The organism is Rhodococcus sp. 14-2483-1-2 (assembly GCF_002259405.1).
Taxonomy (GTDB): domain Bacteria; phylum Actinomycetota; class Actinomycetes; order Mycobacteriales; family Mycobacteriaceae; genus Rhodococcoides.
This window is the reverse complement of the sequence record NZ_NPFW01000007.1, coordinates 211,152-230,941: the sequence shown is the minus strand read 5'-3', so window position 1 is coordinate 230,941 and position 19,790 is coordinate 211,152. Positions and strand designations below refer to the sequence as shown.

Annotated in this window: 19 protein-coding genes; 7 read left to right on the top strand and 12 right to left on the bottom strand. The window is 64.0% G+C overall.

All coding sequences use genetic code 11. The features are described from left to right. Window positions 1-87: 87 nt before the first annotated feature. Window positions 88-255, bottom strand: a complete 168-nt coding sequence (locus tag CH295_RS27700) for a hypothetical protein (protein WP_170945765.1) — start codon at window positions 253-255, stop codon at window positions 88-90. Between the two features lie 402 nt (window positions 256-657). On the opposite strand from CH295_RS27700, the gene CH295_RS05740 reads away from it, so the two are divergent. From CH295_RS05740 to CH295_RS05730, 3 genes are read left to right on the top strand one after another with little or no spacing between them, the layout of a single operon-like run. Beyond that, window positions 658-2,256 (top strand): flavin-containing monooxygenase, encoded by a 1,599-nt coding sequence (locus tag CH295_RS05740; protein ID WP_252341921.1) that lies wholly within the window; start codon window positions 658-660, stop codon window positions 2,254-2,256. Further along, window positions 2,253-3,074 (top strand): alpha/beta fold hydrolase, encoded by an 822-nt coding sequence (locus CH295_RS05735; RefSeq protein ID WP_252341920.1) that lies wholly within the window; start codon window positions 2,253-2,255, stop codon window positions 3,072-3,074. Before CH295_RS05740 ends, CH295_RS05735 begins: the two co-directional genes overlap by 4 nt. Beyond that, window positions 3,071-3,748, top strand: coding sequence for a TetR/AcrR family transcriptional regulator (locus CH295_RS05730; protein WP_094740016.1), 678 nt, complete (start codon window positions 3,071-3,073; stop codon window positions 3,746-3,748). Before CH295_RS05735 ends, CH295_RS05730 begins: the two co-directional genes overlap by 4 nt. A 5-nt stretch (window positions 3,749-3,753) precedes the next feature. Here CH295_RS05730 and CH295_RS05725 read toward each other — a convergent pair whose 3' ends face one another. The 11 genes from CH295_RS05725 to CH295_RS05675 all read right to left on the bottom strand — a co-directional run bounded on the left by CH295_RS05725 (window position 3,754) and on the right by CH295_RS05675 (window position 15,266). Then, the gene (locus CH295_RS05725) at window positions 3,754-5,103 is read right to left on the bottom strand and encodes an ABC1 kinase family protein (protein WP_502694471.1); all 1,350 of its coding nucleotides are present in this window, start codon (window positions 5,101-5,103) and stop codon (window positions 3,754-3,756) included. A gap of 61 nt (window positions 5,104-5,164) precedes the next feature. Next, window positions 5,165-5,743, bottom strand: coding sequence for a hypothetical protein (locus tag CH295_RS05720; protein WP_094740015.1), 579 nt, complete (start codon window positions 5,741-5,743; stop codon window positions 5,165-5,167). A 37-nt stretch (window positions 5,744-5,780) separates the two neighbouring features. Then, window positions 5,781-6,917 (bottom strand): MlaD family protein, encoded by a 1,137-nt coding sequence (locus tag CH295_RS05715; RefSeq protein ID WP_170945764.1) that lies wholly within the window; start codon window positions 6,915-6,917, stop codon window positions 5,781-5,783. Window positions 6,918-6,931: 14 nt separating this feature from the next. Continuing rightward, window positions 6,932-8,065 (bottom strand): MCE family protein, encoded by a 1,134-nt coding sequence (locus CH295_RS05710; protein WP_141216960.1) that lies wholly within the window; start codon window positions 8,063-8,065, stop codon window positions 6,932-6,934. Between the two features lie 11 nt (window positions 8,066-8,076). Beyond that, the gene (locus tag CH295_RS05705; protein WP_094740013.1) at window positions 8,077-9,177 is read right to left on the bottom strand and encodes an MCE family protein; all 1,101 of its coding nucleotides are present in this window, start codon (window positions 9,175-9,177) and stop codon (window positions 8,077-8,079) included. Further along, window positions 9,174-10,184, bottom strand: coding sequence for an MCE family protein (locus tag CH295_RS05700; RefSeq protein ID WP_082898755.1), 1,011 nt, complete (start codon window positions 10,182-10,184; stop codon window positions 9,174-9,176). The genes CH295_RS05705 and CH295_RS05700 overlap by 4 nt, the downstream gene beginning before the upstream one ends. Then, window positions 10,181-11,206: an MCE family protein gene (locus tag CH295_RS05695; protein WP_094740012.1), complete on the bottom strand. Its 1,026-nt coding sequence runs from the start codon at window positions 11,204-11,206 to the stop codon at window positions 10,181-10,183. The genes CH295_RS05700 and CH295_RS05695 overlap by 4 nt, the downstream gene beginning before the upstream one ends. After that, a complete protein-coding gene (locus CH295_RS05690) occupies window positions 11,203-12,480 on the bottom strand; it encodes an MCE family protein (RefSeq protein ID WP_094684254.1) in 1,278 nt (425 codons plus the stop codon). The genes CH295_RS05695 and CH295_RS05690 overlap by 4 nt, the downstream gene beginning before the upstream one ends. An 8-nt stretch (window positions 12,481-12,488) precedes the next feature. Continuing rightward, the gene (locus CH295_RS05685) at window positions 12,489-13,355 is read right to left on the bottom strand and encodes an MlaE family ABC transporter permease (RefSeq protein ID WP_037193998.1); all 867 of its coding nucleotides are present in this window, start codon (window positions 13,353-13,355) and stop codon (window positions 12,489-12,491) included. A 1-nt stretch (window position 13,356) separates the two neighbouring features. Next, window positions 13,357-14,178: an MlaE family ABC transporter permease gene (locus CH295_RS05680; protein ID WP_094632810.1), complete on the bottom strand. Its 822-nt coding sequence runs from the start codon at window positions 14,176-14,178 to the stop codon at window positions 13,357-13,359. Then, window positions 14,178-15,266: a ferredoxin--NADP reductase gene (locus CH295_RS05675; RefSeq protein WP_094740011.1), complete on the bottom strand. Its 1,089-nt coding sequence runs from the start codon at window positions 15,264-15,266 to the stop codon at window positions 14,178-14,180. Before CH295_RS05675 ends, CH295_RS05680 begins: the two co-directional genes overlap by 1 nt. A gap of 115 nt (window positions 15,267-15,381) precedes the next feature. Here CH295_RS05675 and CH295_RS05670 point away from each other — a divergent pair, with 115 nt between their 5' ends. From CH295_RS05670 to CH295_RS05655, 4 genes are read left to right on the top strand one after another with little or no spacing between them, the layout of a single operon-like run. After that, window positions 15,382-16,389, top strand: coding sequence for an alpha/beta hydrolase (locus CH295_RS05670; protein WP_288143175.1), 1,008 nt, complete (start codon window positions 15,382-15,384; stop codon window positions 16,387-16,389). Continuing rightward, window positions 16,386-17,264: an SDR family NAD(P)-dependent oxidoreductase gene (locus tag CH295_RS05665; protein ID WP_037194001.1), complete on the top strand. Its 879-nt coding sequence runs from the start codon at window positions 16,386-16,388 to the stop codon at window positions 17,262-17,264. Before CH295_RS05670 ends, CH295_RS05665 begins: the two co-directional genes overlap by 4 nt. Before the next feature lies 1 nt (window position 17,265). Beyond that, window positions 17,266-18,186, top strand: coding sequence for a hypothetical protein (locus CH295_RS05660; protein ID WP_037194003.1), 921 nt, complete (start codon window positions 17,266-17,268; stop codon window positions 18,184-18,186). Beyond that, window positions 18,183-19,718, top strand: coding sequence for a flavin-containing monooxygenase (locus tag CH295_RS05655; protein WP_094740010.1), 1,536 nt, complete (start codon window positions 18,183-18,185; stop codon window positions 19,716-19,718). The genes CH295_RS05660 and CH295_RS05655 overlap by 4 nt, the downstream gene beginning before the upstream one ends. Window positions 19,719-19,790: the final 72 nt, after the last annotated feature.

Sequence of the window (19,790 nt, the reverse complement as noted above, 5' to 3'; positions counted from 1 at the left end):
CCGGTGGGTAAGATAGCACAGGATCTTTGTGGTATCCGCCGAATTTCTACCCGTCACGCCCCGCGGGTTTCCGGAATGGAGGCAGGGTCATGTGGCCGCCGTGTCGGTTCTCTTCGGGGGCTTCCCGCTGCGTCGAGGCATCTCGGCAGCTTCGCCTTCCGGGCTGCTGCGGGAGATCGCCGTGCCCACGGAGACGGCGAGCATGGTCGACACGACCAGCCATAGAAGAAAAGCGATGTAAACGATGAGCCACATCGTGCACCTTCTCTCGCTGCCTCCACGAGTGTCTGAGCCATCGTGGGATGGTTCAAGCTGAGTGACGCTCGGTCAGCTCGTCGAGCGCAGCCTGCACTTTTCTCGGGGAGCGCGCGCCGAGCTCGAGGCGTACGCCGCCGTGAGGGAACGTCGGTTGAAGTCCAGACCCGACCCCCTCGACGCGAGTAGGACGAGGGCGATGACTCCTGCGGCCCCGACCACCACAGGAGTCATCGGGTACTGGTTCCGGGCGCGATGGGGGTGCAGCCAACGGAGGGAGTGAAGTTCATGAGGGGTTCCTGTCTTCGGTATGCGTTGAAGACTGCCATTGACACCACCACTCGTCAATGGCACATTATGTGATGTAAGTCGCGATTCGCTGCTCGGTCGGTCGACATTGCGATGGTGTTCGGCAAGACAGTGAGGCGTGGCGTGACGAAAAGCCCAGGTCGGTGGCCCGAGGTCGACGATGCTGTCGACAACTTCAAGGATGTTCTCATCATCGGTGCCGGCATATCGGGAGTCGGCGCCGCGTATCGCTTGCAGGAGATGGCTCCGGAGCTGAGCTACTCGATCCTCGAGGGCCGCGAGCGGGCAGGCGGTACCTGGGATCTGTTCCGATACCCCGGAATTCGGTCGGACAGCGACATCTTCACGTTCTCGTTCCCGCACACGCCGTGGCAGGGAGACACTCTGCTCGCGCATGGCGAAGACATCCGCAACTACATCGTCGATACCGCCTACGCCAACGGTATCGACGAGCACACGCATTTCTCGACCATGGTCACTGCGGCGAACTGGGATTCGTCGACGGACCTGTGGACGGTCGACGCGCTGACGAACGGTGTTCCCACTACCTACCGCAGTCGATTCGTGTTCCTGTGTACCGGCTACTTCGACTACTCGGGTGGGTACACCCCCGATCTTCCCGGGCTCGAGGAGTTCAGCGGGCAGGTGGTGCACCCCCAGCAGTGGCCGGAAGGGCTCGACCACACCGGCAAGAGGGTCGTCGTGATCGGAAGTGGCGCAACCGCGATCACATTGGTGCCCTCTCTGGCGGCCGACGCCGCGTCGGTGACGATGCTGCAGCGTTCACCCACCTACATCGCGTCACTACCGATGACCGATCCGTTCACCACGATCACCAAGCGCCTCCTGCCGGACTCGCTGGCACACAGTGCATTGCGGTGGCGCAATGCACTGTTGATGGTCGGCTCGTACCAGTTGTGTCGACGGGCACCGAAGACGGCCCGCAGGGTGTTCCGGGCGATGACGAAGGCGCAGCTGCCGCGTGGATACGACGTCGACAAGCATTTCGGACCGACCTACGCCCCGTGGGACCAGCGTCTGTGCGTCGTGCCGGACGGCGATCTCTTCAAGGCCATTCGTTCCGGTCGCGCGACCGTGGTGACCGACCGGATCACCGGTGTTACCGCCGACGGTATTCGCGTGGAATCGGGAGAGGAGATCCCCGCCGACATCATCGTCACCGCAACGGGGTTGAAGCTCCAGGCCTTCGGCGGAATCGAGCTGTCGCTGGACGGAACGCCGTTCGAGGCGCACGACAAGTTCGTCTACAAGGGCCACATGCTCGAGGATGTGCCCAACGTTGCCTGGTGCATCGGGTACACGAATGCGTCGTGGACGCTCAAAGCCGACATGACGGCCCAGGCGGTAGCGAAACTGTTGGTGTATATGCGGTCTCACGGATACACCCACGCGACCCCGGACCGTCAGGGCAAGGCCGTGGAATCTCGTCCGGTCGTCGATCTCGCCTCCGGCTACGTCACGCGGTCTCTGAACGAACTCCCCAAGTCAGGGACCGAGCGTCCGTGGTCGGTACGCCAGAACTACATTCTCGACAGAATAGACGCGCGCTTCGACGATCTGACGGAATCGATGACGTTCGGCCGTGCGGCGCAACCGAAGGTGGCCGGATCGGACCCGTCGGGTATGGAGAACGTGTACCGCATCGAGCCGAGAAAGATTGGTATGCAGTGACTTCGGACATCGATGGGCTGACTCTGGCGCACACGATCCGGGGTGAGGGCCCGACGTTGGTACTCATCCACGGCATCGTGCACCGGCAACATGCGTGGGACAGCGTAGTCGAGACACTGGCACGGCACCGGCGAGTGGTGACGGTCGACCTGCCCGGCCACGGTGATTCGCCGGAGCTCCCCACCGAAGAGTTCGACCTCGGCCCGTGGATCGTCGCCGAACTCGAGCGGTTCCTCGAGCACGTGGCGGTGGATGGTGAGAAGCCACATGTGGCCGGGAATTCGTTGGGCGGATACTTCGCACTCGAACTCGCCGCCCGTGGGTCGGTCGCCTCTGCCACCGCACTGTCTCCGGCCGGCTTCTTCCGCGGACACTGGGATCAGACGCGTGCGCTGCTCGTGTTCCGATTGCTGCGCGCGTTGTCCCGAGCGATCAGTCCGATCGCACCGGCCGTGATGCGTTCGGTCGTCGGTCGCACGATCGCCAATGGCGTCTTCTATGCCAAGCCGTGGCGAGTTCCCGCGGCGACGGCCACCATCGACGCGCTCAGTATCACCACCAACCGCGCGATCGACGCTGCCGGTAACGCCGTGCCGCGCTTCAGCATTCCAGTCGAGGAGTCCGTTCCCGTCACGGTTGCGTGGGGCCGTCGCGACTGGGTTCTGCCGGTGTACCAGGCACCTCTGGTGCGTCGAACCTTTCCGCAGGCGGACGTGACGACGTACCCCGGCCTCGGGCACGTACCGATGTCGGATGATCCGGAGCTGGTGGCGTCGATTCTGTTGAGGGGATCCCGAACCGTCTCGCAGTCGGCGTGAGCGTTCCGGAGAAGGTCGACGGGCGAAGCCACCGGTGGCGCGATCACCGGATCGCCCGGCGGCGTGAACTGCTCGACTGCACTCTGGCCGCGATTCGTCAGCAGGGGCACAACATCGGCATGGACGACATCGCATCGGCGAACGGTGTCTCGAAAACCGTTCTGTACAAGCACTTCGCCGACAAGAAGGGCCTGGCGGACGCTGCGATGGCTCGATACGTCGAGACGGCGCTGGTGCCTCGTATCCAAGACGCGATGTCCGACGACCTCGACGAGTACCACCTCACCCGCGCAGTGATTTCCGCCTACGTCACGACGGTCGCCACCGACCCCGAGATCTACATCTACGTTCACGCCAACAACGCCGTCTCCGGCAATCGAGACGTCATCACCGCCGCGGAGGGACTGATCGCAGAATTGCTGGCCGGTGTCATCGCCGACAGATTTCGAGAGCGACAGTTCTCCACGGCCGGCTCGATGCCCATCGCCTTCGCGATGATCGGTGCCGTTCGGCTGGCGTCACACTGGTGGATCTTCGATCGGACCATGACGGTCGACGAGCTCGTCGACTACCTCACCATGATGGTGTGGGGTGGAATCGCGGGCATAGCGCGCGCCGCGGGGTCCGCCGCAACGTTCACGTCGGCACCTCACTCGTTGGTTGTCGAATCCTAGAGTCTTCAATCGGGAAGCGTGATGTTTCGCGCGAGGGCGGCGGCCGCGACCTCGTTGGGCAGTATGTTTCGGAAGAGGAAGAGATCTCGGCCCAGTATCCAGTCGGGAGCCAGTGTGGCCGAGTATCTTTCGAAGTAGCCCAGTTGTTTGCCGAACAAGACCAACTCTTCCGGCGTCGCGACGCCCCAGCGCCTACCGGTCTCGACGAGCGACCCCACCAGCCTGCTCAGATCCAGTCGGCCGGCACCTCGGCCGAGAACCGGCTCGAACAGCTTTCGCAACTGGAGGCCGATCAGTTTGTCGCCCAACGTCGTTCCCTCGGTGATGCCCAGCATGCGGATGCGTCGCGCAGCCTCGGTGTAATTGCCGTCGAACAGAGATGCACGAAACATTTTGCGCAACACGTCGCGCCACTCTTCGGGCAGCTCGCCGACGATCCCGAAGTCGAGGAACCCGACCCGTCCGTCGTCCAGCTCCCACAGATTGCCCGCGTGCACATCTCCGTGGAACGGCCCGTGCAGCACAACGGCTTCCAGCCAGACCTTCACGCCACGACGAAGCTGTAGCTCCGAGTCGACCGTGGCCAGACCGTCCGACATGATGCGGCCGACCGGAGTGCCGCGAACTCGCTCCATACAGATCACCCGAGGTCCGCAATGGCTCCAGAAGATCTCCGGAACCATCACGTGGGAATTGTCCCCGAACACGTACAGATTGTCGCGAAAACGTTCCTGGCGCAGCGCTTCTGCTGCGCTGTTGAGTTCCTGGGCCGTCAGGTCGTTGAGATCGCGGACGACGGCCGTCGCATTCGTTATACGGAAGAACTCGAAGAATCTCTCCAGCAACGCGGCTCCGGTGTATGCGACCCGGAGATCGACCCGCATGCGACGTCGAATCTCCGGCCGTTGCACCTTCACCACCGCCTCGCGGCCGTCGGGTAGCACGCACGCGTGTACCTGCGCCACAGATGCAGCCGAGAGGGGCACGTCGTCGAACGACCGAAACAGCTCAGCAATGCTGCCGCCCAGGTCGCGCTCGACCGCGCGGCGAGCCTTGTGCGCCGGGACGGGTGGGACACCGTCGAGCAGTCGTAGACATGCATCGGCCAGAACCGGGGGAAACACGCCGGGTGACGAGGCCATGAACTGGCCCAGTTTGACGAACGTCGGCCCCAGCGCCTCGAACCCCTTCACCACACCTTCGGCGAGAGCAACCGTGAAGCGACGGCGTTTGGAGAGCCAGGACACCGGCCATCGGATGACGGCTATCGCAGCGGCAGCAACGAGGACCACGGTGATCCAGGCGGCGCGGCCCAACTCCTCGAGTCCGAAATGCGTGAGGTCCGGGTATTCGATGTCGAGGGCTTCGGGAGGCGGGCCGTCCGAGTACGGCCCCGGTGAGAACGCGTCGCCCGAACTACTGCGCGGAGCTGGGATTGGCGACGTCACTGGTCAACCACCTACCGTCATCCTGCTTTTCGAGCGTCATGACCACTGCATTCACCGCCTGACGCGGTTCGGTGACCGTGGCGTTCGAGGCCGTCTGATCGATGATCACCAACACTTCCACCCGGTCGACGGCCGTGGACTTCGCAGCGATGTCGAGGACCTGCGCCGTCGATGTGGCACCGGCCTCCACCAGAGTCGCCTGCAAATCGCTGCTGGTCTCGGTAAACGTATCAGCCAATGACCCAGTGGCACCAGATAATACGTCGTCGACGTAGGTGTCGAACGTATCTGCACTGTAGGTGAACAAGGTGATCGCGAAGGTCCGAGCGGTATCGACGGCCTCGGCGCGGGAGGTGTCGAGCGAGCGTCGGTGTTCGAGCTGGTACGCGAAGACGCCCGCACAGGCGATCGCGGCGATCAACGTCAGCGCCAGAGCAGACATCACTGCCGACGGCCGCCGACGTGCGCGAGCCTGCACCGCGGGCTCCTCGGGGGTCTCGTCCAGTTTTTCGTCGGGTATCGGGTCGTCGGTTCTCAGGTCGGTCATGTGTACTCCTTCGTTGGGAAGACGGTCGAGGGGTCGGTCAGCCGCCAGTCCGCTCCTGCCCGGTAGCGCCGGCGGGGGGACCGCCGGTGTCGTCGCCTGGTGGACGAGGAACGTTCTGCGCGCCCCGAACCTGCAGCCCCGGGTCGGTGCTGTTGCAGTACATGTACTTCAGCGGCGGAGTCATCGCGGCGATGGACGGCGAGACAGTGGGGTTGAGGTAGTCGCAGGTGGGTCTCGGATACGGGTCGGCGACGACATTGAGCTGGTTGTCGTGGCCGGCGAGTCCGAACGCGCCTGCGCCGGCCGACATCGCCGGGAACAGGGCCTCGATCGCGGGTGTGTGCAGGCGAGCGGCCCTGGCGATGCGGGCGAGGTTCTTCAGAAGATCCCCGCCGGCATCGCGATTCTCCCCGATGACCGCCTTGGCGGAATCGAGTCGAGCAGGGGTGTCGTCGAGCAGAGCGCGTATCTCGGCGTCCGACGCAGACAACTGCTCTGCCAACGCCGTGCCGCCGATCGAGAGTCGGGTCAGATCGGGTTCGATGTCGCCGACGGTCTGCAGCAGCGTCCGACCGGTGCGAATCAGGGTGATCGTTTCGGGAAGAACGGAATCCAGACCGGTGAGCAGTGCGCCGCCGCCGTCGATGATCGCTTGCAGTTCCGCGGGCCCACCCGCCGTCGCAGCATCGAGCTCGTCGATGATCGAGGACAGCTGCGCCGGGTCGATCTGGCTCACCAGATCGGTGACACTCACGAGCATCGTGGCGAAGGGGACCGGGGTGTCCGTTCGATCCTGTTCGACCACGTCGCCGTCGGCCAGATACGGAGCATCGTCGGAATCGGGGCGGAAGTCGATGTATTGCTCGCCCGCAGCGGACAGCGCTGCCACCACGACGGTGCCGTCGGCCGGAACGCGGTGCCCGGCCGAGATGTCCAGTTGCGCTTCGACACCGTCGACGGTGATGTCGACAGCAGCTACTCGCCCGATTCGTTGCCCGCGCACGGAGACATCTCCGTTCGCCTGCACCCCACCGGATCCGTCGAGCCGCACGGTGACGCGGTAGTCGTCCGAGAGCGGATCGATGCGCAGCGCTCCGACGGTCAGGTATGCCGCCCCCACGAGAAGGACGAGCGCGAGTGCTGTGTTCGAGACGAGTACAGGATGTCGAGTCACCCAGTGGCGCAGTGTCATCGGCCGGCCCCCGTGTCGTCGGGAGACGGGGTGCCGGTGGGGGTCGGCAGTTCGACGGTCGGCGCGGGAGTGAGTCCCTGTCCGGTCACCCGACCGTACACACGGTTCAACGTGTCGGTGAGGCTGCCGACGAAGTCCTCGCCGTCCTGGGCCCCCGGCCAATGGCTCTCCGGATCGTCCAGCGCAGCCAGGCTCAGCCAGGAGAGCCGAACATAGATCGCGACGGAATTACCCTTGGTGTTCGAGGCCAGTTTCGGTGCGAGCTGCTCGAGTTGCTTCATGGCCACGTCGAGGTCGTCGCCGATCGCAGCGACCGACGAGAGCGTCTGCTCGGTGCCGACCAACAGATCACGCAGCGCCGGACCTGTTTCGTCGGTGAAGGTTGCGAGCTTGCCTGCCGCACCTCCCGCGGCGGCGATGACGTCGGTGATGCCTTTGCTGTTGTCGGCCAGCGTCTGGGTGAGTTCGGGTAGCTGCTGTGCGATCGCGTCTATCGCGTCGGTTCTGGCACCGAGAATCGAACTGAGCTCCTGCGTTCGGTCCAGCATCGAATCGATTCGATCGGTGCGCTCGTTCAGGTCCGTCACCGTGGCGGTGAGCTCGGTGAGAATGTTCGACGCGTCGGCGCTCCGACCGTCGATCGCCGTGTCCAGTTCTGCGATGATGGTCTGCAGTCTGCTGACCCCACCGCCGTTGACGACGAGCGACGCCGAGGCGAGCAGTTCCTCGACACTGGCACCCGCGGAGGTGTAGGCGATATCGATGGTCGAATCGGGTTGCAGCCGAGGGGTATCGGGGCCTGCGCCGGGCGAAGACAGAGAGACGAAGACATCTCCCAGCGGAGTCGCCTGTCGCAGTTCGGCCCGTACGTCGCTCGGAAGGTTCACACCCGACCGAATGGCCATCTGTACCCGCGCCGTGTAGTTCTCGGCGTCGATCTCCTGGACCTGACCGATGTCGACCCCGCCGAGTTTGACCTTCGCCTGCTGAGGCAGGTTGAGTGCATCGGTGAAAACGGCGTCGATGCGGTACGAGTCGGCGCCGACCCCTGGGCTCGGCAGCGGCAGGTCCTCGAGGGTGGTACTGCAGCCGGTGAGAACCGCCGTCGCCGAGATCGCTGCGATCGGCATCGTCCAGTACTTCACGGCTGACTCAGCCCCAGCAGCGCCGCCGAGATGCCGAAGTCCGGTCCGAAGTCGTACACGCGGCCGGTACGGCAACCCTCCGACTTCGACTGGATTCGCTGGCAGAACTCGTTGACCAGTTCGGTATCGAACAGCGTTCTGTCGGTGAGGAAGTGGACGCGCAGAGCTCTGGAGACCGGATCGGTGGCGTTCTCGAGATTGCGGAACAGCGTCGGTGCCGTGTCGATCGTCTCCGACAGTTCACGGCTGTGGTCGGTCAGCCCCGCGACCGTGGTCTCCAAGTTGGCGAACAGTGCAGGGAAGGACTCTCGGTTCGCGTCGATCAGGCCCGTCAGTCGACTCGTCAGCCGATTGATCTGTGCGACGGTATCTCCGAGCGCGGCCGACTGATCACCTGCTTCACCGATCACCTGCGCCATGTCCGTCGAGAAACCACGAATCTGCGTATCATTCTCTGCCGCAACGCGGGTCAGCTCACTGACCGAGGTGATCAGGCGGGTCAAGGAGTCCTTGTTGTCCACCCCGACCGCCAACGCTGCGGACAGATCGTCGAGAGTGGACCGGATCTTGGCCCCGTTTCCCGTCAATCCCTCGTTCGTCACCGCCAGTAGATCTGCGATCGGCCGATTGCCGTCGCTGCTGTCCGCGAGAGTGGCCGACAGCTCGGTGACGGCGTCGAGCACCCTGTCGATCTCGACGGGTACGTGCGTTCGGGAGAGGGGCACATGCGCCCCGTCCTCGAGAACCGGCCCGTCTCCCGAATACGGTGGCGTCAACTCGACATGCCGATCGGTCACCACCGACGTCGAGATGGTCGCCACGTCCAGATCGGCTGGTAGCTGCACCGATTCGTCGACCGTCATGCTGATGCGTACGTGCGAACCCTGCGCCTCGATGCTGTCGACTGTTCCGACCGACATGCCCAACACCGCAACCTCGTTTCCCTCGTAGAGTCCGGCCGCGTTCTCCAGATCGGCGGTGATGGTGATGGTCGAACCGGTCGCCGAGGAGAGCGGTCGAGGCATGCCGCAGCCGGTGCTCGTCAGCAGCACAGCCGACGCGCTTACGGCCGTGGCGACCCGAATCCCGGCTCTCATCGGCAACCCTGAACCACGTGGGCCGAGCACAACCAGTTGTCCGGCAGCAGCGACCACGGAGTGGCGATGTCGACGTAGGGACCGTTGCCGAAGGCGTTCGTCATCTGCCGCACGGTGACCGGCAGACTTTCGTACACCCGCCGCAGCGTGTCGTCGTTGTTGGCCAGACCCTGACTCAGCGCAGTCAATTGCCCGATCAACGGGTCTATCGCAGCACGGTTCTCGGCGAACACGGTGTCGAGCTGGGCGGTGAGCGCATCGGTCGAGGCAAGCAAGTTCGCCACCGCGCCCCGCTGCGCGGCGATGGTGTTTGCGAGAGCCGCACCTTGGCCCAGCATCGACATCAGGGCGGCACTGTTGTCCGACAATCGCGCCGTCACCCGATCTGCATCGTCGAGCAGCGCCGCTATCTGATCCTCTCGATCGGCGATCACCCTCGACAGGGCCGAGATGCTGTCCAGTGCCTGACCGGTCAGTTCGGGAGTGCCTTCGAGTTGATCGGCGACCGTGGTCAGTGACTCGCGCATCGTTCTGGCATCGATCTGCTCGATCACCGGTGTACCGGTCTGGATCGCCTTCTGCAGATCGAAGGGAACTGTGCTGTGCGACAGCTCGATCGGACGATCACCCAGCGGGGCGTCGCCGTCCGGTGTGAGTGAGACGTAGCGCGACCCCAGAATGGTGGACAATTTGATCTCGGCTTTCGTCTCGGAACCCAACTCGACGGAGTCGTCCACATCGAGCACGACGTGAACGTGATCGCCTGCCAGCGCCAGAGAATCGACCTTCCCGGCCGAGACTCCGGCGATGCGGACGTCGTCACCGCTCCGCAGCCCGGCGGACTGAGCGAAGAGAACGTCGACGGTCCGATCGCCGATGCCTGCATGCTGATAGCCGAGCACCGCACCGAAGATCAGGACGATTGCCACGCATCCGGCGATACCGCGCCAGAAGTCACGGGGCATCGCCCGGGTCGAGGCCCGAACGCGGGCCGATAGCGACGTCATTCGAGGCAGACCTCCGACTGTGCGGTGCCGCCGACCTGGCTGAAAACACCGGGTGGAAAAAGAAGTCCGGCGAAACTGACGTCCAGATTGCAGACGTACATGTTGATGAAGCTTCCGTTCTCGGTGATGCGCGAGAACGACGAGAGCACCGAGGGCAGCATCCCGATGGACGTGCTCAATTGCGCGCCGTCGCGGTTCACCAGATCGGTGGTAGCACCGAGTCGATCGATGGTGCCCGAGAGCGTCGGCCGTACGTCGTCCACCATCTCGGCGACGGGACCGGCGGAATCTCCGATCGTGCGCACCGCGGTGGCCAGAGGTTCTGCTTGCGCATTGAGATCGGTCATCAATCTCTGCGTGGATTCGATGAGAGCCGTCGTATCGTCACCGCGATCGGCCACCTCGGCCAGTACCTGGCCTAGGTTGGCTACGATCAGACCGAGTATTTCGTCCTTCTCCGCGAATTCTGCTGCCAACGAGGCACTTTGCACCACCAGAGTGCTGATCGAGACGCCGTCTCCCTGCAGGGTGGCAACGATGGACTCGGACAACGAATTGACCTGCTGGGGGTCGAGCACGCTGAACAGTGGTTGGAAGCCGTTGAGGAGAGCGGAGACATCGAACGACGGCTCGGTGCGCTCGATCCCGATGGTTGCACCCGGCTCGACCGTACCGGTGGATTGCCCGATGGTGTCGAGGGCGAGGTAGCGCTGACCGATCAGATTCTGGTACTTGATCGAGATCGTAGTGTTCTCGTACACGGTCTGGCCGCGCTCGAGGACGAATTGCGCTCGTGCGGTGTTTCCGTCGAGCGACACATCCTCCACTTTGCCCACGCGCACACCGGCGATCCGGACGTCGTCGCCGCTCTGTAGGCCTGATGCATCCTCGAAAAGCGCAGCGTACGTCTCGGTTTCACCTGCCACCGAACGGCCGAGGGTGGTCCAGATCAGCGTGGTCACCGCGATGGCCAAGACCATAAAGATGCCGAATCCGATCAGGGGCCTGCGAATCGACGTCATGGTGCACCGACCGGATCGGCGTTGTCGATCGCGATGGTCTGCCCGCGCAGCAGCGGCCCGAGGAGAATGATCGAGGTGGGATCGGCCGGCCTGCCGAGCACATCGCCGATTGCGGCCTTCTCCTCGTCGCTGCCGACGGATCCGATGTTGCCCGGCGAGTACGAGATTCCCTCCGCCGGAACACTCGTGCCGCCCAGCGCGTCGCCGCCCGAGGCTCGCGACGGCGGTGCAGTGGAGCAGCTGGCTCCGGCCATGTCGCCGTAGCGGGGGCAATCTTCCCGGGTGTACGGAGTGAATGGGGTGGCGGTGATGTCGATCGACCAGATCAGTCGCCCGTTGGGGCCGGTGAAGGCGCGGTTGAAGCCTTCCAACGTTCGGCCGAACTCCCGCACACCGGCAGGAAGGTCGTCTCCGTTGACGGCCAGAGCTCCCATGACCGGGTCCAGGTCTCGAACCAACGAAATCGCCCCGGACAGGTTGGGTGCCAGCGCCGCGTCGAGACTCGACGTGGAACCGGCCGCGCTGGTCAGGAATTGCGTCAGCTGATCGCGCTTCTCCGCAATGGTCGCCGCGGGAATCAGCGAACTTTCCAAGGTGTCCAACAACAGCGGTGCCGTTCTGCTCAGGCTGCCGATCGAGGTGTCGAGCAGGTCGATATCGGAAGTGAGATCCGGCATTTCGGCTCGGAGTGTGGTCAGGTACTCACTGGCTGTCGAGATGGTGGAGCCGATCGATTCACCGCGGCCGTCCAGAGCGTCGGCGAGCGTGGACAGCACCGAACTCGACTTCTCGGGGTCGACTGCGGTCAGCACGTTGCGCAGACTCGTCATCGCGGTCTGCAGTTCCAGCGTTTCCTGTGAGGCGTCGCCAGGAATGGTTGCGCCCGCCTCGATGCTCCGTCCGCCGCCGGTATCCACCAGTTCGATCGAGGAAACGGCGAAGATGTTGCTGGGCACGACCCGTGCGGTGACGGTGTCCGGGATCGTCTCGGCGCGTGCGGGATTCAACCGAATTTCCACGGTGCTGTTGCCGGTGGGATCGCTGTCCACCCCGGCAACCGCGCCGACCAGAACTCCGCGGAATTTGACGTCCGCATTCTGCGGCAGACCGTCTCCGAGTGTGGACATCGACGCGACGACGTCGACGGTGTTGCGCCAGACACCCGTGTAACGCGCCAGCAGAAGCCCTGCGATGGTGCTGAACAGCAGGAACACGCACAGGCCCCGGATCACGAGCGCGGACATCGACGGTGCGCGCCCTCCCACATCGAACATCCCGGCCCCTATCCCGAGATCCTGATGCCGGGATCGGATCCCCACATCGCAAGGGTCATCAACGTGTTGACGAAGATGACGACGATGATGCTGGTACGAATCGCCTTGCCTGCCGCCACCCCGACTCCTTCGGGGCCGCCGGACGCGTAGTACCCGTAGTAGCACTGGATTATCGTCGTGAGAAGAACGAAGACAACAGCTTTGGTCACCGAGTACAGGACGTCCTGGACGGACAGGAACGAATGGAAGTAGTGCAGGTACGTGCCCGCGGATTGGCCGCTCTGCACCCCGACCACGATCTGAGCCGTGAGGTAGCTCGCGCTCAGTCCGAGAACGTACAGCGGCAGAATTGCGATGACGGCGGCCATCATTCGGGTGCTGACCAGATACGCCAAGGGGTCGATCGCGAGTGACTCGAGCGCGTCGATCTCCTCACCGATTCGCATCGAACCCAGTTGCGCGGTGAAGCGACAACCGGCCTGGGCTGCGAACCCGATGGCAGCGATCAGAGGAGCAAGTTCTCGGGTGGTGCCGAACGCGGACACTGCCCCGGTCAACGGGCCCATGCCCAGAAGATTCAGCGCGGTGTAGCCCTCGATGCCGACGGTGGCTCCGGCGAAGGCTCCGAGGAGAACGATCACTCCGATGGTGCCGCCACCGACGACGATGGCACCGTTTCCCCAGCTCACGTCCGAGAGCAGACGCCACAGCTCGGGCCGGTACCGCCGCACCGTGTAGGGCATCGATCCAACGGATCGGCTCAGGAAGGTCGCCTGGTGGCCCAACGTGGCCAGGGCGCGCGTCGGTGCGGCGACCGCGGCGTTCGCCGCGCCGACGAGGGGGCGTAGCAGCGGCGGTGTGTAGCGAGTGGCCATGTCAGATCAACCGAGCCGGGAACACGATGGTGTAGAGCTGGGTGAACAGGACGTTGACAGCGAAGAGCAGGATCACCGAACTGACCACGGCCGCGTTGACCGAGTTGGCCACACCACCGGGTCCACCGCGAGTGGTCAACCCCTTGTCGCAGGCCACTATTGCCACGATCGCGCCGAAGACGACGGACTTGATCAGAGCCAGCACCAGATCACCGATGGTGGCGAAGGCCGCGAAAGTACCCAGATAGCTACCCGGTGTACCGGACTGAACGAACACGTTGAACATGTAGCCGGTGATGAATCCGACGAAGCAGACGCTGCCGCAGAGCAACACACTGACCAGCATCGCGGCGGCCAATCGTGGCACGACGAGTCGTTGCAGCGGCGAGATGGCCATGACTTCCATCGCGTCGATCTCGTCCCTGATCGTGCGAGAACCCAGGTCCGCGCACACCGCCGACCCGACCGCCCCGGCCATCAGCAGCGCGGTCACCAACGGCGCGCCCTGACGGATGATGCCGAGACCGTTCGCGGCACCGGCGAACGAGGTGGCACCGACCTGGCCTGCGATGGCACCGACCTGAACCGACACGATGACTCCGAAGGGGATCGCGACCAGCAAGGTCGGGATGACCGATGTGCTTGCCATGAACGCACATTGGCGGATGAATTCGGAGAAGGGAAACGTCCGGTGGACGATGTCCGAGGTCAGTGATCTCCCGGCCCTGACACCCATCCCCATCTGGCGGCCGAAAGTGGAGATCGCGACAACGGGGTGCTGCCGAAGGTAATTCGAGGCCATCCGGCCCATCGCGTTGGGCATCAGCGGTCGAACACCGCGCGGACCGTCTGGGACTCTGGCACGGACTGACATGCCAATCGCACCCCGTGTTCCATCTCGTGCTCGTCGAGCGTCTCGTTCGCGAGCATCGTCACGGTGCCTTCGGTGAGCGTGTACGCGCAGCCGCCGCAGGTTCCTTCGCGGCAGACGTACGGCGCGTCGAGACCGAGTTCGAGGAGGCGGTCGAGAAGCTTGGTGCCCGCACTCCAGGCGAACTCGGTCTCGGTCCCGTCGATCTCGACCCGAGCGGTGACGGAGTTCGCACCCGATTCGTGAGCAGTTGCGGTCCTGTCGTCCCGAAACGGGTTGGAGTCGAAGGAGGAAAAGACCTCTCGATGTGTTCTACGTGCGACCGTGCCGGTGCGGGCGAGCCACTCCTCGGCGACGTTCATGTACTGCGGGGGACCGCACAGGAAGGCCTCGCAGTCGGCCGGAACGGTCGCGCCCGTCGAGGCCAGTCCTGCAGCGGTGGGCAACCCCGATTCCGAGGCGTACCAGTGGTGCACCTCGAGTCGTTCGGGAAAGCGAGACTGCAGTTCGGTCAGTTGCTCAGCGAAGATCACCGAGTCGCGGTTCTGATTGGCATAGACGAGGGTGATCCGGTTGTCGTGCCGCAACAGGGCGGTCTTGATGATCGACATCATCGGGGTGATTCCGCTGCCTGCGGCCAGAAGGACGAAGTCGACGTCCCAGTTCTCGGGTCCGAACATGCCCGACGGCTTCAATGCCTTGAGCCGCATCCCGCGAACAGCATTGTCGTGCAACCAGTGTGACGCTACCCCGTCCTGGATTCGCTTCACGGTCACGGTGGGGTACGGGTCGCGTACCGGGGAGCTGGAGAAGGAATAGCAGCGGGCAACCGAGCCGCCGTCGGTGCACGGAATCTCGAGGGTGAGAAATTGCCCGGGCTCGTACCGAAAGTGCGGTTCCCGGTGCGCGGGAACCGCAAAGCCGAGGGAGATCGCATCCTCGGTTTCGTGGGTCACCTCGGCGATCTCCAACTCGAAGATTCTGTCCTCGTGACCGACGGCAGACGCATCGAGGTCTGCCGGTGCTGCGTTCCCGAACATCGTCACGTACTCCCTCCTTCCGGCTTGCTTCGTTGTGTCGGTCGTCACTCTTGCACACTGGACCACTAATTAATAGGCCATTGACAAATGGCGAATAGCCAGTGAAGGTGACGAGGTGACTTCCACCACAAACCACGACTACCTGCCTCGCGGTGCCTTCGCGGCGGGTTCCCGACGAACTCGGCTGGCTGCCTTGACGACTCGGCTGACTCTGCGTCCGATCACCAACCTGCTTCCGACGTCCCGAGGCGGCATAGAGTTCTCCCGACGCCTCGTCGCCACCTCGATGAACCTCTTCGGTCCCGTTCCGAAGGGAACGAGAGTGGACCTCGTCGCCGACGGCCCGGTGCGCGGGGAATGGGTACGCGCGCCCGGACTGGCCCCGGGACCCCGGGTGATTCTCTACATCCACGGCAGTGCATACGTCATCTGTTCGGCACGGACCCATCGTGGCCTGACCGCGCGATTGTCCAGCTCGACCGGCCTGCCCGTGTTCACGGTCGACTACCGGTTGGCCCCGGAACACCCGTTTCCCGCCGCCGCCGACGACCTCGAAGCCGCCTACCGCTGGCTACTCGGCCAGGGGTACGACGCGGCGAACATCGTCATCGCCGGGGACTCCGCCGGCGGTCACCTCGCCGCCGACCTGCTCATCGAGAACGACCGGACCGGAACGCCGCAGCCCGGCGCGATGGTGTTGTTCTCGCCGCTGGTGGATCTCGACTTCGAGCTCTCGGCGCGGATGGAGCGCACGCGCAAGGATCCGATGATCTCGGCGAAGGCAGCGCGAGGACTCGTGGCGCTCTACACGGACGGTCACGACTCGAGCCTCCCGCGGTTACGGCTCGATCTCGCCCGCATGCGCGATCTGCCGCCCACGCTCATCCAGGTGGGCGGAACCGAGATGCTGCGAGGCGATGCGCGGCACCTGCACACGATGATCGAGGCGGCAGGCGGACGAAGCGAACTCGAGATCTGGCCCGACCAGATGCACGTGTTCCAAGCTCTCCCGCGGCTGATCCCCGAGGCCGCTCACGCGCTCGAGCATGCAGCCGAGTTCATCGCCCACACACTCGACAACCAAGCAGTGCAACATGATTCGAAGGAACAGGTAGGTCGATGAGAAGCAAGACCGGAAAACCCTCGTACGGGTCGAGAGCGGTAGTGACCGGCGCAGGCAGCGGCATCGGCCGGGCCTTCGCCCTCGAGCTGGCTCGACGCGGAGGAGCCGTCATGTGCGCCGACATCTCGTTGCCGCGCGCACAGGAGACGGTAGCGATGGTGAACGCCCTCGGTGCCACCGGATACGCCGTCGAGTGCGATGTGTCGGTACGCGAGAACGTCGAGGAACTGGCGCTTCGTGCCGGCGTCGAATTCGACGGACCCACCACGGTGCTCATCAACAACGCAGGCGTCGGAATCGGCGGAAAGCCCGTCGGCGACATCGGTTTCGAAGATTGGAACTGGGCTCTGGGGATCAACCTGTGGGGCGTGATCCACGGCTGCGAGGTGTTCACGCCTGCGCTGCGGGCAGCCGGTGAGGGCGGAATCATCAACGTCGCCTCCGCCGCAGGCTTTGCCGCCGCGCCGCTGATGGGTCCCTACAACGTCGGCAAATCCGCGGTGATGTCGCTGTCGGAGACGATGGCGGCGGAACTGTCGGGTACCGGTGTGCGGATATCGGTTCTGTGCCCCACGTTCGTCAAGACCAACGTTGCCGTCGACGGCCGGATCACCGCGAGTTCGTCACGGCTGGCCGAGTTCGCGATGCGCTGGACCGGACGCTCACCGGACAAGATCGCTGCCCGAACACTCGATGCCTTCGACAAGGGTCGGCTCTACGTCGTTCCCCAGTTCGACGCCAAGGCCGTCTGGCGATTCAAGAGACTGCTGCCCGCGGTGTACGTGCGTTTTCTCGGGTTGCTCAATCGTGTGATGCCCGCCGAGCAGGAGCCGGCGAAGAACGAATCCCTCACCTCGACAACCACAGGAGCCTGATATGGCAATGGATTTCGAAGACATGTTGACCAAGATCAAGGACCGTCAATGGGCGCTGGCCGACATCGACTGGGACGGCCCGGGTGCGGAGACCATCAGTCCGGAACTGCACGCCAAGCTCAAGCCCTTCATGTCCGATCTGATGTGGATCGAGAACGTCGGCGCTCGGGGCTTCGCGGCCATGGCGCTCAAGGCCCCGAACGAGACGCTGGCAGAGATCTACCGCTACTTCCACGCCGAAGAACAGAAGCACGCCAATGCCGAGCTCGCTCTCATGCGACGCTGGGGCATGCTCGACGGTGACGAGATGCCCGAGCCCAACATCAACGTCAAGCTCGTCATCGACTGGCTCGACAAGCACTCGGACGGGTTGTCTCTGGCCGTGCTGGGAACCGTGATTCCCATGCTCGAGGTCGCGCTGGACGGTGCGTTGGTCAAGTTCATCATGGACGAGATCGACGATCCGGTGTGTCAGGCAGTCTTCAAGAAGATCAACTCCGACGAATCACGGCATTTGGCAGTCGATTTCGCCGTGATCGAGCTTCTCGGGCATTCGCGGATGCGCAAGATTCTGGTCGACACCGTCGGTGCATGGATGAACCCGGCCCTCATCGTCGGCACGCTGCGGTACATCCCGCTGCTGAACAAGATGCGCGACAACATCGTCGAGATGGGCGTCGACGAGGAGCGCCTGTACACCGCGATGAAGCGATTCCGCAGTGTCGGGCAGCGTAGCCCCGAGGCACTGCGTGTGCCGATGTACCGAATAGTGCAGTGGCACGGCAGCATCGTCATCAATCGCAAGCACCCGTATCACCTCCTGGCGGACGGCCTGGTGAAGCTCACTCGCCGGTACCCGAGCAAGACTCTCAATTCCGAGCCGACCTGGGCCAAGGAACTGACCTACGAGCCCGTCGCATGAGCGAGCTCGATGCGCGCGAAGGTGTCCTCGACGCGGTGATCGTCGGTGCAGGTTTCGCCGGAATAGGTTCCGCTATCCGACTGCGCAACAAAGGTATCGACAACTTCGTCATCCTCGAACGCGGTAGTGCGGTCGGGGGAACGTGGCGCGACAACACCTATCCGGGTGCAGCCTGCGACATCCCGTCCAGGTTGTACTCGTACAGCTTCGCGCCGAATCCGAACTGGTCGCACACCTACTCCGGTAGCGGTGAGATTCTCGACTACATCCACACGATGGTGGACGAGTTCGACATCGAGTCGCGTATTCGATTCGGGCACAATGTGGTCGACATCATCTGGAACGAGGCGGCCGGGCATTGGCACCTGAGCATCGACGGGCACCCCGATGTTCGAGCGCGCACGGTGGTGATGGCGTCGGGGCCGCTCGCCAATGCCAGCCTGCCGAACATCCGGGGCATCGACACCTACGAGGGGCACAAGATCCACAGTGCTCGGTGGGATCACGACTACGACTTCGAGGGTAAGAAGGTCGCCGTGGTCGGAACCGGGGCGAGCGCGGTGCAGATCGTTCCGGAACTGGTGAAGATCGCCGACACGGTGAAGGTGTTTCAGCGCACGCCCGGTTGGACGCTGCCGAGAGTGAACCGAAAGACACAGGGCGGCACCAAGCGTCGATACGCTCGGTACCCGCAGGCTCAGACCATCGCGCGTTCGCTGTGGTTCTGGGGCCACGAGTCCGTCGCCCTCGGTGTCGTCTGGAAGACCCCGCTGACCCGCATCGTCGAACTGGTCGGTCGCGCCCATCTGCGGCGTCAGGTTCGCGATCCATGGCTGCGGCGTCAGCTGACTCCGCGGTTCAGGGCCGGCTGCAAGCGACTGTTGATGACCAGCGATTACTACCCGGCATTGCAGAAGCCGAACTGCACGCTGGTCACGTGGCCGATCGCAACGCTCTCGCCCAAGGGCATTCGCACCGTGGAAGGCATCGAGCATCAGTTCGACGCCATCGTGTTCGCCACCGGATTCGACGTGTCCAACACCGGGACGCCCATCCCGATCACCGGGCGCGACGGTCGGGTGCTGGCCGACGAGTGGAGCGCAGGGGCCAAGGCGTACAAGAGCATCGCTGTGTCGGGCTACCCGAACATGTACTTCACCTTCGGCCCGAACTCCGGACCAGGGCACAGCTCCGCCCTGGTGTACATGGAGGCCCAGATCGACTACCTCGTCGAGGCGATCTCCCTGGTTCTCGACGGCAATCTGCACAGCGCCGACGTGCGCCAGGACGTTCAGGATGCGTACAACGAGGAGATGCAGCGCAAGCTGGCCAAGACGACCTGGAATTCGGGTTGCAGCAGTTGGTATCTCACCGAGGACGGCTTCAACGCAACCATGTTCCCCGGTTTCGCCACCCAGTACGTCAACCAGCTCAGAGGCGTCGAGCAGGGCGATTTCACGATGGTCCCGGGCCGCTTCGAACGGCCGCGGGAACCGCTACGGGCCGCCGAGAGCATGCTTCCGTCGCGATGACGTTCGGGTTCGGGTCCACCTTCCGCCGCGTCGTCGACGTATATCCTGTGGGTCGACGCGCGGCGGAGGTAG